Origin of the sequence: Streptomyces thermoviolaceus (assembly GCF_045209695.1) — a bacterium.
Taxonomy (GTDB): domain Bacteria; phylum Actinomycetota; class Actinomycetes; order Streptomycetales; family Streptomycetaceae; genus Streptomyces; species Streptomyces thermoviolaceus.
This window is the reverse complement of the sequence record NZ_CP109280.1, coordinates 506,586-520,813: the sequence shown is the minus strand read 5'-3', so window position 1 is coordinate 520,813 and position 14,228 is coordinate 506,586. Positions and strand designations below refer to the sequence as shown.

Here is a 14,228-nt window from a genome sequence, read left to right as displayed (position 1 = left end):
CTCCTGCTGGTCGGACAGGCCGCCGCCCGTGGGCGGGCTCGGGACCTGGGCCGACGCGCCGGAGTCCTCGGCCGGTCCGCCCGGATCCGGTCGCCGCACCCGTCGGGGCCGTGCCGCCCCGGTCAGGGTCGCACGGGCGGTCAGGGTTTCACGGCCACCGCGCCGTACTGCGGCACCGCGGCGGGCGTGCCCGCGTCGGGGCGCCACTGCGAACACGGCACCAGGCCGGGCTCGACCAGGTCCAGGCCGTCGAGGAACGACGCGATCTCGGCGCGCGACCGGGCGGTGATCGGGGGCACGGCATGCTCGTTCCAGAAGGCCATGGCCGCGGCATTGCCCTCGCCGCCGACGTCGGCGTCGAACGTCGGGTGGGTCAGCGTCAGAAAGCTGCCCGAGGGCACCGCGGCCATGATCCGGCGCACGATGTCCCGGGCCGTGCCGGTGTCCAGCACGAAGTTCAGGATGCCCAGCATCATCACGGCCACCGGGCGGCCGAAGTCCAGCGTCTCCGCGGCACGTTCGAGGATGCGTTCCGGGTCGTGCACATCGGCGTCGACGTAGGCGGTGGCGCCCTGCGGCGTGCCGGTCAGCAGGGCGCGGGCGTGGGCGAGGACGATCGGGTCGTTGTCGACGTACACGATCCGTGCCTCGGGGGCGATCCGCTGGGCCGTCTCATGGGTGTTGTCCGCGGTGGGCAGCCCGGTGCCGATGTCGAGGAACTGCCGCACCCCGCGCTCACCGGCCAGGTGGCGCACCGCCCGCCCGAGGAACGCGCGGTCGGCCCGGGCGACGTCGCGGATCACCGGGAACATCCCGGCGACCTGGTCGCCGACCTGCCGGTCGACGTCGTAGGCGTCCTTGCCGCCCAGCCAGTGGTTCCACACACGCGCGTTGTGCGCCACACCGGTGTCGATCTCCGGCGGGGCGTCCGACGTCGGGGCGTGGCTGTCGCGCACGAGTGCACTCCTGGTCTGTCGGGGCCGTGGGCGGTCTGTCGGGGCCGTGGGCGCCTTCCCGGTACTCCGGTGGCCTGCCCGGTACTCCGCGGGCCATTGTGCCGCGCGGTGATCACCCTGTCCGGAGAATCGGCCGATCCGGTGCCGGAGCAGGCGTGCACGCGCCCCTCCACAGGCACGCGCGCGCCCCCGCCGCAGGCGTGCACGCGCCCCGCCGCGGGGACGCACGCGGACGAAGGGCGCCTTGGGGGCGCGTTTGCTCCCATCGGGTGCGCCGTGTTTGGCTCGAAGGCCGGTGCCGGGCCGCTCGCGGCCCGGCACCGCACCGTCCACCGGGCGCGCCCGTCGCGCCCCGCACCGAGAGCAGTACCGAGAACCACGCATGCCCAGCACCTGCGCATCTTCGCCCGCCACCGAGGACGACCGTCCCGCCCTGCCGACCGGGCCCGTCGACATACGCCTGATCGTGACCGACATGGACGGCACCCTGCTCGACGACGCCAAGCGGATGCCCGAGGGGCTGTGGCCCGTCCTCGCGCAGCTGCGCGAGCGCGGGGTGGTGTTCAGCCCGGCGAGCGGCCGGCAGTACGCCACGCTCGCCGAACAGTTCGCCGGCGCGGAGAAGGGCATGGTGTTCATCGCCGAGAACGGCGCGTACGTCGTCCGGGACGGCGCGGAACTGAGCGCGGACCCGCTGCCCGCGGCGGACGTGGTGCGGCTGGTGACCTCGGTGCGGCAGCTGGCCGCGCGCGGTCAGGACGTGGGCGTCGTCGTCTGCGGCAAGCGCTCCGCCTACATCGAGCGGAGCGACGAGCCGTTCCTGGCCGAGGTGCGCAAGTTCTACGTGCGGCACCGCCTCGTCGAGGACGTCGCCGCCGTCGACGACGACGTCATCAAGGTCGCCGTGTTCGACTTCGGTTCCGTCGAGGCGGCCACCGCACCCGCGCTCGCTCCCTTCACCGCCACCCACCGGGTCGTCGTCTCCGGCGAGCACTGGGTGGACGTGATGAACAGCACCGCCGACAAGGGTGCGGCGGTGCGCCGGCTCCAGCAGGCGCTGGGCATCACCCCCGCCCAGACCCTCGTGTTCGGCGACTATCTCAACGACCTCGGGATGCTGGACGCCGCCGAGTGGTCGTTCGCCATGGCCAACGCGCACCCGGAGGTCGCCCGCCGGGCCCGTCACCGCGCCCCGTCGAACAACGACAACGGGGTTCTGCGGACCATCGCCCGGCTGCTGCGTCTGCCGCCGCCGCGCGGCTGACCCGGTCAGCCCTCGCCGGAGACGTTCTCCGCGGCGAACATCCAGCGCTGCTTCTCCAGCTCCGCGGTGATCGTGATCAGCAGGTCCTGGGTGACCGGGTCCGGCTTCTCGGTGGCCTCGATGCGCTCGCGCAGCCGTGTGATGGCGGACCCCAGGGCGTCCACCATGATCTGGACGACGTCCGCGTCGCGCACCCAGCCGTCCTTCGGGCCGGGCAGGGTGAACCGCGAGGCGATCGTCTCAGGGCGGCCGTCGGGAGGCAGACCGAGCGCGGCGGAACGTTCCGCGACCGTGTCGGCGAAGGAGCGGGCCGTCGACACCAGCTCGTCGAGCTGCAGGTGGATGGAGCGGAACCGTGGTCCGACGATGTTCCAGTGCGCCTGCTTGCCGATCAGCGACAGTCCCAGAAGCTCCACCAGGGTGCTCTGCAACGCGTCTCCGGTGACGTGGAGCGCCGAGTCGGGAATCGTGCTCTTCACGACAGACATACGGTGGTTCTCCTTCTGCGGTCGTCCGGGGCCGTGATGCACCCGTCCGGGCGCCTTCACGCACCGGCCCCGTGCAGGCGCGGGTGCCCCGGCCTCGGCACCGCAAACAACGGGCCGAGGTCGGCGGGAGCCGCGAGGAGGCCGTCGGACCGCCGGCGGTGGCCCATCGGATCACGAGCGGAAGCCCGCCGAATGACGAGCGGAAGCCCGCCGGATCACGAGAGGAAGCCCGCCGGACGACGCGCGGAGACCGGCCGGATCACGAGCGGAAGCCCGCCGGACGACGCGCGGAGACCGGCCGGATCACGAGAGGAAGCCCGCCGGACGACGCGCCGGAGGCACCACTGGTGCGGCGGCCGACGCCGTCGGTCGCCGCCGATGCGGGCCTAGGGCAGCCGCGGGGTGTCACCGGCGACCGGTGCCACCGGAGTCTCAGTGCGGCACCACCCGGTCCAGGAACGCCGTCAGGTCCGCGAACACCTCGTCCCGGTCGGTTTCCGCGAACACCTCGTGGCGGGCGCCCGGGTAGATCCGCACGGTCAGGTCACCGTCCGCGCCGCCGGTGAGCCGTTCGACACCGGTCCGGCTGCCGGGCAGCGGCACCAGTCGGTCGTCGTCGCCGTGCAGCCACAGCACGGGCAGTGCCCCCACGTCGCCGCCCTCGTCGACGGTCCGCAGGGTCCGCGCGAACGCCTCGACCGTCGGCCGCTTCATCGGGCCGTGCCACACCAGCGGGTCCGCCGCGTAGGCCGCGCCCACCTCCGGGTCGCGGGACAGCGCCGCCGGGCTGATCGGCGTGTCGGGGATCTCCGGCAGGGAGAGCAGTCGGCCCGGCAGCTCCCACTCCCCGATGACCGGTCCGGACAGCACCAGCGCGGTCAGCTCGGAGCCGTATCGCTGGGCGTAGCGGGCGGCGATCAGCCCGCCCATGGAGTGCCCGATCATGACGAGCGGCAGCCCGGGGTGCGCGGCGCGGGCGAGGTCCGCCGCCGCGTGCACGTCGCTCACCACGTCCTCGAAGTCCTCGACGACCACCCGTTCGCCCGCCGAGCGGCCGTGGCCGACGTGGTCCGGCGCGAACACGGCGGCGCCGTGCGCCCCGAGCACGCCGGCCACCTGGGCGTACCGCCCGGCGTGCTCGCCGTAGCCGTGCACCAGCAGCGCGAGGTACCGGGGCTCGTCGCGCGGCCACTCGTGGACGCAGAGGGCACCCCGGGTGCCGGTCAGGGTGTGTTCGCGGGTCTCGGCCATCTCCACCTCCGGCGTCGGCAGTGCTCGGCACGGGGATCTTCCCAGGGGAGTGATCCCCGGTCTATAGTCCAAAACTAGCAGTGGTAGTTAATGTCGGTGCCGGCCTCGCGCGGGCCCTGTCCCGGAGGAGTCTCGTCGTGCGTCCCGTCCACTTCGCGGCCGCCCGCCGCACCCCCATCGGCAAGCTGCGCGGAGCCCTGTCCGGCGTGCGCCCCGACGACCTGGCCGCGGCCGTCGTCCGGGCCCTGGTCGCCGACGTGCCCGCGCTGGACCCCGCCCGCATCGACGACATCTACTGGGGCGCCGCCAACCAGGCCGGCGAGGACAACCGCAACGTCGCCCGGATGGCCGCCCTGCTCGCCGGTCTGCCGGAGACCGTGCCCGGCGCCACCGTGAACCGGCTGTGCGCCTCCGGCCTGGAGGCCGTCACCACCGCCGCCCGCACCATCGCCGCCGGCGAGGCGGACATCGTGCTCGCGGGCGGATCGGAGTCGATGAGCCGCGCCCCGTTCGTCCTGCCCCGCCCCGACGAGGCCCTGCCGCGCGGCATGCAGACCTTCGACACCCGGCTCGGCTGGCGCCTGGTCAACCCGGCCATGAAGGAGCTGCACGGCCTGCTGTCCATGGGTGAGACCGCCGAGGAGGTCGCCGCCCGGTACGGCATCGCCCGCGAACGCCAGGACGCGTTCGCGCTGCGCAGCCACCGCCTGGCCGCCCGGGCCGCCAAGGACGGCCTCTTCGACGCCGAACTGCTGCCCGTCGAGCGGCCCGACGGCGTGGTCGTCGACCGCGACGAGTGCATCCGCGAGGACACCTCCCTCGACAAACTCGCCCGCCTCAAGCCGGTCTTCCGGGACGGCGGCACGGTCACCGCGGGGAACGCCTCGCCGATGAACGACGGCGCCGCCGGCCTCCTCCTGGTCAGCGAGGACGCCCTGCACGAGCTGGGCCTCGAGTCCCTGGGCCGCTATGTCGCCGGTGCCTCCGCGGGCGTCCACCCCGACGTGATGGGCATCGGGCCGGTCCCCGCGACCCGCAAGGCGCTCGCCCGTGCCGGCTGGGACATCGACGACATCGAGGAGGCCGAGCTCAACGAGGCCTTCGCCGCCCAGACGCTCGCCTGCGTCGACCAGCTCGGCCTCGACGAGGAGCTGGTCAACCCCACCGGCGGCGCCATCGCCCTCGGTCATCCGCTCGGCTGCTCCGGCGCCCGCATCCTCACCACCCTGCTGCACCGCATGCGCCGCACCGGCGCGGCCCGGGGCCTGGCCACCATGTGCGTGGGCGTCGGGCAGGGCAGCACCGTCCTGGTCGAGCGGGCCTGAGGACCGCGCGGGCCGCCGCCCGGGGCGCGCGGCCCGCAGCGCAGACCCGCTTGCCCGGCGCACACCGCTCCCGGCGCAGACCACTTCCGTCACCGCAGCAACGAAGCCGCACCCGAAGGAAATCTCCGCATGGCCACCCTCTCCGTCGCCGCCGTCCTCGCCGAGAACGCCCGTCGCCGCCCGCACAAGACCGCCCTCGTCGAGGGCGCTGTGCGGCTCAGCTTCGCCGAGGTCTGGCAGCGGGCCCGCGCCCGGGCCGGCGCGCTGGTCGAGCGCGGGGTGCGGCCCGGAGACCGGGTCGCGCTGATGGCCCCCAACACCGCCGAGTTCCCGGTGGCGTACTACGCGATCGCCGCCGCCGGCGCGGTCGTCGTCCCCGTCCACCTGCTGCTGTCGGAGCCCGAGGTGGAGCACGTCCTGAAGGACAGCGGTGCCCGACTGCTGCTGTGCCACCCGGCGCAGGCCGACACGGGCACCGCCGCCGCCCGGGCGGTGGGCGTCGACGTCGTCACCCTCGGCGAGGAGTTCGACAGGCTCGCCGCCGACGCCGAACCGCTGCCGTCCTACGTCACCCGCGACGCCGACGACCCGGCCGTCGTCTTCTACACCAGCGGCACCACCGGCGTCCCCAAGGGTGCCGTGCTCAGCCACTTCAACCTGGTGATGAACGCGACCGTCAGCGCCTTCGACGCCAACGACGTCCGCCCCGACGACATCGCGCTCGGCGCGCTGCCGCTCTTCCACGCCTTCGGGCAGACGGTCTCGCTGAACTCCACCTGGCGGGCCGGGGCGACCCTCGTGCTGCTGCCCCGCTTCGACGCCGCCCGTGCCATCGAGCTGATGGTGAAGGAGGGCGTGAACACCTTCCACGGCGTGCCGACGATGTTCGTGGCGCTGGCCGCCGCCGCACAGGAGGCCGAGGTGCTGCCCGAGCTGCGGGTGTGCGTCTCCGGCGGCGCCTCCCTGCCGGTGGCCGTGCTGGAACGTTTCGAGGCGGCCTTCGGCGCGAAGATCCACGAGGGGTACGGCCTGTCGGAGACGTCCCCCGCGGCGGCCGTGAACCAGCCGGTGTTCGGCGTCAAACCCGGCACCGTCGGCCACCCGCTGTGGGGCGTGGACGTGGAGATCGCCCGCGCCGAGACCGAGGACCGGATCGAACTGCTGGCCCCCGGCGAGCTCGGCGAGGTGGTCGTGCGCGGCCACAACGTCTTCTCCGGCTACCTCGGCCGCCCCGAGGCCACCGCCGAGGCCCTGGTCGACGGCTGGTTCCGCACCGGCGACCTGGGCACCAAGGACGACGAGGGCTTCATCCGGATCGTCGACCGCAAGAAGGACGTCGTCATCCGCGGCGGCTACAACGTCTACCCGCGCGAGGTCGAGGAGGTGCTGCTGCGCCACCCCGCCATCGCCCAGGTCGCCGTCATCGGCGTGCCCGACGATCTGCACGGCGAGGAGGTGTGCGCGGTCGTCGTCCCCGCACCCGGCACCGACGTGGCCCCGGACGAGATCGTCGCCTGGTCCAAGGAGCGGCTGGGCCGGCACAAGTACCCGCGCCGCGTGGAGATCACCGACGCGCTGCCGCTCGGCCCCAGCATGAAGGTGCTCAAGCGGGAACTGCGGGCCCGGTACGCGGGCGCCTGAGACGCGGCCCCGCCCGCGTGAGGCCGCAGTCGGGCGCGGCGACGGCTGCCGCGTGCCGTCCGGTGACCGCCCGTCCCCGGCGAGCGGTCACCGGACGAGACGGCCCTGCCGCCGCGGGCCCGTCCGCATCTGGCATCGGTGTCCGCATGGACACGATCACCCAAGGCACCTCAGCGGATGGGCTTCGCCGTGCTCGCCCGTGCGGCCCTGCTGGTCGGCTTCTCCAAGACCGCGGTCAGCGGGGCCGACACGGTCAGCCTCGCGATCTTCGCCGCCGTCCTGCCCGCCCGCGCCTCCACCGGCGTGCTGCTGCCGGTGCTCATCGCCGGTGACGTGCCGGCCGTCCTCACCTGCCGGCGGCACGCCCACTGGCCCACGTTGTGGCGGTTGTTCCCGGCGGTCGCGGTCTGCGTGGTGGCCGGGATTCTGTTCTCGACCTGGGCCGACGAACGCCGTGATGCGGTCCGCCACCGGTGTGATCCTGCTGCTGATTCCGGCTGTCACCGTGATACGGCGGCGGACGGCCGGACGCGGGAACGACAAGAGCGACGACCGGCGCGGCAGAACGACACGAGCAACGGGAACGACGAGCGCGGCAAGCGACAGAGGCAACGGGAACGACGAGCGCGGCAAGAACGACACGAGCGACAGGAACGACGACGACGACCAGGACACGGTCGCCACCCGTGCCGGCCGCTTCAAGGCCCGCTCCCACGGCGTCCACGGCGGCTTCACCACCATGGTCACCAACGCGGGCGGTCCGGTGACGTTGTGATGCAACTGCTGTCGGCAGGCTTCCGGAAGCTCGGCTTCCTGGGCACCTCGGCCTTCTTCTTCCTGGTCGTCGAAGAAGAACGTCTCCAAGGTGCCGTTCAGCGCGGGACTCGGCCTGATCGACGGCCGCTCGCTCCTGCTGAGCGCGGCCCTGGTGGTGGTCGTCCCCGGCGCGCTGATCGGCGGATGGGCGGTGCCGCATCAGCCGGCGGCTGTTCGAGCACCTGGTGGCGGCGGCGACGGTCGTGGGCGGCCCGCAGCTGCTGCTGGGCCAGCGCCGTGACCACCAGCGAGGTTCGCCGGATGTCGGCCGGGGCGGCCGGTGCTTCAGGGTTCGACAAGGGGGGGGCGGGTCGCTCGGGCCCCGCCTGATCGGATCGGTTCTCCACGGTCGGGTGGCAGCGGGCCGCCCTGTGCCAGGCTCGGACGCGGAAGGAGGCCTGTGTGATCGCGGCACTGAACCGGCTGGTCGGCCTCGTCGACGAGCACCTCGACGAGGAACCCGACGTACGGGCCCTGGCCGCGGCGAGCGGTACGACCGAGTACCACCTGCGCCGCATGTTCTCGTCGCTGGCCGGCATGCCGCTGTCGGAGTACGTCCGTCGGCGCCGTATGACGGTCGCCGCGGCGGACGTCGTCCGGGGCGAGCGCGATCTGCTGAGCATCGCCGTCCGGTACGGCTACGGCTCCACCGAGGCGTTCGGGCGGGCGTTCCGTGCCGTGCACGGCGCGGCCCCGCGCGACGTGCGCCGCGACGGAGGCCCCCTGCGCACACAACCGCAGCTCAGATTCCGCCTGACCGTGGAAGGGAGCACCGCCATGGACGCCCGTATCGCCGACCGTCCCGCGTTCCGTCTCATCGGACACGCCGCCCGGGTCCCGCTCGTCCACCGGGGCGTCAACCCGCACATTCAGCGGCACATCGAAGCCCTGCCGCCCGAGGAGCACACCCGGCTCAAAGCCCTCGGCGACACCGAACCGGCCGGCCTGCTGCAGGTCAGCCACGATGTCGACCCCGAGGCCGAGGAGGGCACCGAACTGACCTACCTGCACGGTGTCGCCGTCAGCCGTGACGCGCCCGTCCCCGACGATCTCGACGTCATCGAGGTCCCGCCCGGCAGGTGGGCGGTCTTCCGTACCTCCGGACCGCATCCGCAGGCTCTCCAGACGGCCTGGGCGGCGACCGCGACCGACTGGTTCCCCTCCAACCCCTGGCGCCTGCGGCCCGGCCCGTCGATCGTCTCGGTCCTCGACCGTGCTGCCGATTTCCGTACCGCGACCTGCGAGCTGTGGCTGCCCGTCGAACCGGTCTGAGCCCGGCGAGCCCGCCCTGCGGCGGGTGATCTTTCTCACGCGGGCCACATCGGAGTGCCGGTCCCTCAGCGGTACGGACTGCTGCGTACCGCTGTTGTCCCGGTGGCTCGACGGACGACCGGGGCCGGAGAGACGCACGGTGCGCCGGACCGTGCCACTGCCACTGGTTCCGCCCCGTGGATCAGGCCGGACGTGCGGTGCCAGGGGTGCGGGTGCGTGTGCTCCCGGTCCGGCCCGGTCGGTCCGGCCTGATCCACCTGATCGGAACGAAAGGCCCTCGCCGGGGCGAGGAACCCCTCAGAGGCTGTCTGCGCCGTCTACGCCGTCGGCGCCGCGACCGAGGCGACCGCGCGGCCCAGAGCCTCGCGGACCTGGTCGTAGCGCTGGACGTCCGACCAGACGTCGGCGCGTCGTGTCCTGCCGGAACAGCAGTTCCACAGGCTCGCCACGAGTCCGGTCAGCAGCGGGATGAACAGCCAGCTCAGTGGGTCCAAGATCGTCCTTCCTCTCCCGTGTGATCAGTGGGTAGGGCGACCATGACATACGTGATCAGTTCTACATATTGGTACGAAGACCGACCTTCTGCTTTTCACTCGTAAGGATCCCGAGCCGCCTCCGGGTGCGTTCGGAAGGCCGGGCCGGGACGGCGGGCGCAGCGCCGGACAGTGGTCGGTGACACGCCAAGTGATCGTTAAGATGGGCGCGCTGTGAGGGTGGGACTCTTCTGGGATTGAGGCGGTCTACGGGTGCTGGTGGCGGATCGGTACCGGCTGCACACGGTCATCGGGCGGGGCGGGATGGGCGAGGTCTGGCGGGCCCAGGACGAAGTCCTCGGCCGGCCGGTCGCGGTCAAGCTGCTGCTGAGCGATGTGGCCGACGCCTCGGCGGAGGCCCGCTTCCGGATGGAGGCGCAGACCTCCGCACGGCTGAACCACCCGAACGTGGTGGGCACCCTCGACTTCGGCACCTGGCAGGGCCGCTGCTTTTTGGTCATGGAACTGGTCGACGGCGGCAGCCTCGCCGGTGAACTGGCCGCCGGCGGACCACTGACGCCGGAACGCCTGGCCCAGGTCGCCCAGCAGGCCGGCGAGGGCCTGGCGGCGGCGCACGCGCAGGGCATCGTGCACCGGGACATCAAACCCGGGAATCTGCTCAGCGACCACGACGGCACCGTGCGCATAGGCGACTTCGGCATCGCGCGCTTCGTCGACGACCCCTCCGCCGGACTCACCACCACCGGGCAGATCGTCGGCACCGGGCTCTACCTCGCGCCCGAACGGGCCATCGGCACGCCCGCCACCCCCGCCTCCGACATCTACTCCCTGGGCTGCGTGCTCTACCAACTGGCCGTCGGCAGACCCCCGTTCGAGTCGGACACCGCCACCGCCCTGCTGTACCAGCACGTCGACTCCGCGCCCGTGCCGCCCAACCAGCGCGGCGCCGCCCTGCCGCCGGCCTTCGAGAACTACCTGCTGAGCATGCTCGCCAAGCGGCCCGAGGAGCGTCCCACGGCCCGTCAGGTCGCCGACTGGTTCCGCGGCGGCGCCTGGCGCGGCACCGCGGAACCCCTGCCCCCGGAGCAGCCCGGCCAGGTGCTGGAACCCTACGCGGCCGCCCGGCCGGCCCTGCACCACGGCGCGGCGGCCGCACCGCTCGCGGGCGCCGCGGCCGGTGTCGTCGACCCGCCGGCGCCGCCCGTCCTGGACACCGGCTGGAACACCACCGTGCACCGCGTCCCGGCGCGCCGTCCCGCCCTGGCCGGACCGCTGCGCCGCCACCGCCGTCTCCTCGCCGTCCTGGCCGGCGCGCTGCTGTTCGTCGGCGCCCTGCTGGTCGGCATGAACCTGTTCTGATCCCCCGTCCCCGTCCACCGTCCGGCCCCACCCGGGTGCCCGACGTGGGTCGTCCACAGGGGGTGCGACCGACCGGCCCCGCTGACGTACCCTGCGGGCATGCGGATCTCCGTCTCCTCCGACATGGACGAACCCGTGGCGCGCGCCCTGGTCGCCCGACTGCGCGAACGCGGGCACGAGGTGGTCACCCACGGCGCGCTGCGGCCCGGGGACGACCCGCAGTGGGCGGCGTGCTCCGAGGCCGCCGCCCGCGACGTCGCCGAGGGCCGCAGCGACCAGGCCGTGGTGTGCTGCTGGACCGGCACGGGCGCCTCCATCGCCGCGAACAAGGTGCCCGGCGTCCGGGCGGCCCTGTGCACCGACGCGTACACCGCCGAGGGCGCACGTCGCTGGAACGACGCCAACGTCCTCGCCCTCGGGCTGCGTCTGACCTCCGAGCCGCTGCTGACCGAGATCCTCGACGCCTGGTTCGCCGCCGGCCCGAGCACGGACCCCGAGGACCGGGAGAACGTCGAACGGCTCCGACGCCTCGACACCGCCGGCCGCACGGCACCCGTGACGGCGGCCGACGGCGACCGCTGAGACCAGGGCCGGGCCGCCGCGTCACCGGCGCCGTCGGCGCACCGCTCACGTCCGGGGTACCGCCTCGGCCCGCACCAGACGTGCCAGCGCATCCGCACGGAACAGCGCACGCCCCGCCGCGATCCGGCGCTCCCGCTCCGGACCCGGCCGGGTGAGCCGGTCCAGCGCGTCCAGCAGCGCGGCCTCGTCCGCGGCGAACTCGGACACCCCGAGCGCCGCCATACGGCGGACACCCTCCGCGCCGTGGCCCGGCAGCGGCCGATGGGCCACCACCGGCAGCCCGGCGGCCAGCGCCTGGACCGCGGTCTGCCCGGCCGCGTTGTCCACCAGGGCGGCGCACGCGTGCAGCAGCCCCGGCATGTCCGTCACCCAGCCGGGCGTGAGCACCCCCGGAACACCGGACAGCGCGCGCCGCAGCCGCTCGTTGCGCCCGCACAGCACCACCGGCGCATAGCCGTGCGCGGCCAGCAGCCGCGCGGTGCGGGGCAGCCGCTCCCCGGCACCCCAGGCGCCCGCGGAGACCAGCACCGCCGGCCGTCCCGGCGCCGCCTGCTCCAGGCGGCGCCGCCACTCGGGCGTCGTCGGTCCGTCGGTGAAGAACTCCGGCGCGACCACCGGGCCCGTCGCCTCCGCCGGACGGCCCAGATCCCGCGCGACCCGACGGGCCGTCTCCTCCGTCAGACACAGATGCAGGTCGTTGCCCGGATGCAGCCACTGGCGGTGCACCGCGAAGTCCACGATCACCACCGCACCGGGCACCCGAAGCACCCCGCGCTCGCGCAGATGCCCGGTGAGCTGCGCGGCCAGATGGAAGACGGACACCACCACATCGGCCCGCGTACGGCGCACCAGCTCCATCAGCGGCCCCGCCGCCAGCCGCGCCAGCGGAGTACCGCTCGGACGGGGGGAGGGGCCGGGCCGCAGGAAGAAGTCGTAGATCCCGGCGTACACCCAGGGGCAGTGGCGTACGGCGCCCTGGTAGAAGCCGCGCAGTCCGCTCCCCAGGCCCCAGGGCAGCAACCGGAGCACATCGACGACGTGCGCCTGTCCGCCCGCCGCGCGCGCCCGGCGCGCCAGCTCCGCCGCCACCGTGTCGTGGCCGGCGCCCATGCTCGCACTCAGCACGAGCAGCCGTTCGGCCTCGGCGGCACCCGGCCCGGCCCCGGCAGCGGGCGCACGCGCCGTGGACGGCGCCGGGTGCTCCGGCGCGCGCGCACCGTGTGCTCCGGGTGCGTCGGAGGCGGGGGCGTGCGACCGCGCCCGCGGGTCGGGCACGGGTGTGTTCACACCCACGCGAGCGGAAGGCAGGGGTGGCGGTGACAGCGATTCGGACGACACTGGTAGTGAGTAACCCTCACCCACCGCAGTCAAACGGACGGGCACGCCCCGGCCCCTCCCGCGTTTCGGGCCCGGCCGCCGGGATACTTCACCCCCCGGCACAAAGTTCCCGGACCGCCGGGGCCGCAGCGGCAGCCCCCGTATCCGTCGAGACAGAGGTGCTTCCCGATGACTCAAGCCCCCTCCAGCGTCCGGTCCGGCCCCGGGACGCCGCTCGAGGCACCCGCGACGCCGAGCACGGCGCGCCACCGCGCGGCCGACGGCACGGTGACCGGCGGGGGTGCCCTGGTGACCGGCGCCTCCTCCGGGATCGGCGCCGCCGTCGCCCGACGGCTCGCCGCGGAGGGCGGCTGGCGGCTCGTCCTCAACGGCCGGGACCGCGCCCGCCTGGAGGAAGTCGCCCACCAGACCTCGGCCGTCGTCTATCCGGCGGACCTGTGCGGCCCGGGAGCCGAGCGGCGCCTGGCCGAGTTCGCCCTGGACAGCGTCGGGCAGGTCGACCTGCTGGTGGCCGGCGCGGGCATCGGCTGGGCGGGGCCGTTCAGCACGATGCCGCACCCCGCGATCGACGAGGTGCTCGACGTCAATGTGCGCGCCACCGTCCACCTGGTGCGGCAGCTGCTGCCCCACATGGTCCGACAGGGATCCGGACGGGTCGTCATCATCGGCTCCCTGGCGGGCACGGTCGGCGTGCGCGACGAGGCGGTCTACTCGGCCGCGAAGGCCGCCCTGGCCACCTTCGCCGACGCCGTGCGCTACGAGCTGCGCGGCACCGGCGTCGGCATCAGCCATGTGGTGCCCGGCGTGGTGGACACACCGTTCTTCGAACGCCGCGGGGTGCCCTACCGGCGGTCCCGGCCGAAACCCGTGCCGGCCGGCCGGGTCGCGGACGCGGTGTGGGAGGCGGTCGCCCACGGCCGCGACGAGGTGTACGTTCCCGGCTGGACCCGGGTGCCGGGCCGGGTCAGAGCCCTCGCCCCCGCGCTGTACCGCCGCCTGGCCGCCCGCTTCGGCTGACCCGGCCCGGACGGTGCACGGGCCACGCACCGTCCACCGGACACGGACCGTCCCCGTCCACCGGACACCGAGTGCCCCGTCCGTCGCGACCCCCGAACGGCGGACGGCCGGACGCGGGACCGTCCACTCGTCCGGCGGTCGGCCACCGCCCTTGTGCCGTCACCCCCGCAGGGACACCCGACCCGGCGAGGGCTCGGCCCGGTGCCGCCCGGGGAACACCTGCCCACGACGTGCCGCATGCTCCCCGGCCGGCGCCCCACCGCACACGGACGACACGGAACCGTCCCGCCCGGCGCGGTCCCGGACCCAGGAGCGCAGACCGGCGGTCGCCGACGCGCCGCCCCCGCGCGGTACCTGGGGCGCACCGCCGCGACCGCGTCGGCAGCCGACCGACGGCCCCAGCCGAGAAGGAGGGACCCAGTGGG

Annotated in this window: 12 protein-coding genes and 1 pseudogene; 8 read left to right on the top strand and 5 right to left on the bottom strand. The window is 74.2% G+C overall.

The features are described from left to right. Positions 1-140: 140 nt before the first annotated feature. Positions 141-956, bottom strand: coding sequence for an SAM-dependent methyltransferase (locus OG899_RS02360; RefSeq protein WP_229813786.1), 816 nt, complete (start codon positions 954-956; stop codon positions 141-143). 382 nt (positions 957-1,338) lie between these two features. Between OG899_RS02360 and OG899_RS02355 the strand changes: the two genes are divergently transcribed. Then, on the top strand, positions 1,339-2,220 hold the full coding sequence (locus OG899_RS02355) for a Cof-type HAD-IIB family hydrolase (RefSeq protein ID WP_189427693.1): 882 nt from the start codon (positions 1,339-1,341) through the stop codon (positions 2,218-2,220). Between the two features lie 5 nt (positions 2,221-2,225). Here OG899_RS02355 and OG899_RS02350 read toward each other — a convergent pair whose 3' ends face one another. Beyond that, positions 2,226-2,708, bottom strand: coding sequence for a Dps family protein (locus tag OG899_RS02350; protein WP_125499746.1), 483 nt, complete (start codon positions 2,706-2,708; stop codon positions 2,226-2,228). A gap of 432 nt (positions 2,709-3,140) precedes the next feature. Continuing rightward, a complete protein-coding gene (locus OG899_RS02345; RefSeq protein ID WP_125499745.1) occupies positions 3,141-3,959 on the bottom strand; it encodes an alpha/beta fold hydrolase in 819 nt (272 codons plus the stop codon). A 137-nt stretch (positions 3,960-4,096) separates the two neighbouring features. Between OG899_RS02345 and OG899_RS02340 the strand changes: the two genes are divergently transcribed. From OG899_RS02340 to OG899_RS02325, 4 genes and pseudogenes are all read left to right on the top strand, one after another. Then, entirely contained in the window at positions 4,097-5,284 is a 1,188-nt protein-coding gene (locus tag OG899_RS02340; RefSeq protein ID WP_125499744.1) for an acetyl-CoA C-acyltransferase, read from the top strand. 129 nt (positions 5,285-5,413) lie between these two features. Then, on the top strand, positions 5,414-6,925 hold the full coding sequence (locus OG899_RS02335; RefSeq protein WP_125499743.1) for a long-chain fatty acid--CoA ligase: 1,512 nt from the start codon (positions 5,414-5,416) through the stop codon (positions 6,923-6,925). A gap of 146 nt (positions 6,926-7,071) precedes the next feature. After that, positions 7,072-7,968, top strand: a pseudogene (locus OG899_RS02330) (sulfite exporter TauE/SafE family protein); the annotation flags it as partial. Between the two features lie 175 nt (positions 7,969-8,143). Next, on the top strand, positions 8,144-9,013 hold the full coding sequence (locus OG899_RS02325; protein WP_125499742.1) for an AraC family transcriptional regulator: 870 nt from the start codon (positions 8,144-8,146) through the stop codon (positions 9,011-9,013). Between the two features lie 317 nt (positions 9,014-9,330). Here the strand turns inward: OG899_RS02325 and OG899_RS02320 are convergent, their stop codons facing one another. Then, complete coding sequence (locus OG899_RS02320) at positions 9,331-9,507, bottom strand: hypothetical protein (RefSeq protein ID WP_168130922.1); 177 nt, start codon at positions 9,505-9,507, stop codon at positions 9,331-9,333. A 252-nt stretch (positions 9,508-9,759) separates the two neighbouring features. On the opposite strand from OG899_RS02320, the gene OG899_RS02315 reads away from it, so the two are divergent. Both OG899_RS02315 and OG899_RS02310 read left to right on the top strand, forming a co-directional pair. After that, positions 9,760-10,866, top strand: a complete 1,107-nt coding sequence (locus OG899_RS02315; RefSeq protein ID WP_189427692.1) for a serine/threonine-protein kinase — start codon at positions 9,760-9,762, stop codon at positions 10,864-10,866. Between the two features lie 99 nt (positions 10,867-10,965). Then, positions 10,966-11,448 (top strand): RpiB/LacA/LacB family sugar-phosphate isomerase, encoded by a 483-nt coding sequence (locus OG899_RS02310; protein WP_168130924.1) that lies wholly within the window; start codon positions 10,966-10,968, stop codon positions 11,446-11,448. Positions 11,449-11,493: 45 nt separating this feature from the next. Here the strand turns inward: OG899_RS02310 and OG899_RS02305 are convergent, their stop codons facing one another. Further along, positions 11,494-12,735 carry an MGDG synthase family glycosyltransferase gene (locus OG899_RS02305; protein ID WP_406310875.1) on the bottom strand — a complete coding sequence of 414 codons (1,242 nt, stop codon included), beginning with the start codon at positions 12,733-12,735 and terminating at the stop codon, positions 11,494-11,496. 219 nt (positions 12,736-12,954) lie between these two features. On the opposite strand from OG899_RS02305, the gene OG899_RS02300 reads away from it, so the two are divergent. Further along, a complete protein-coding gene (locus OG899_RS02300) occupies positions 12,955-13,803 on the top strand; it encodes an SDR family oxidoreductase (protein ID WP_125499738.1) in 849 nt (282 codons plus the stop codon). Positions 13,804-14,228: the final 425 nt, after the last annotated feature.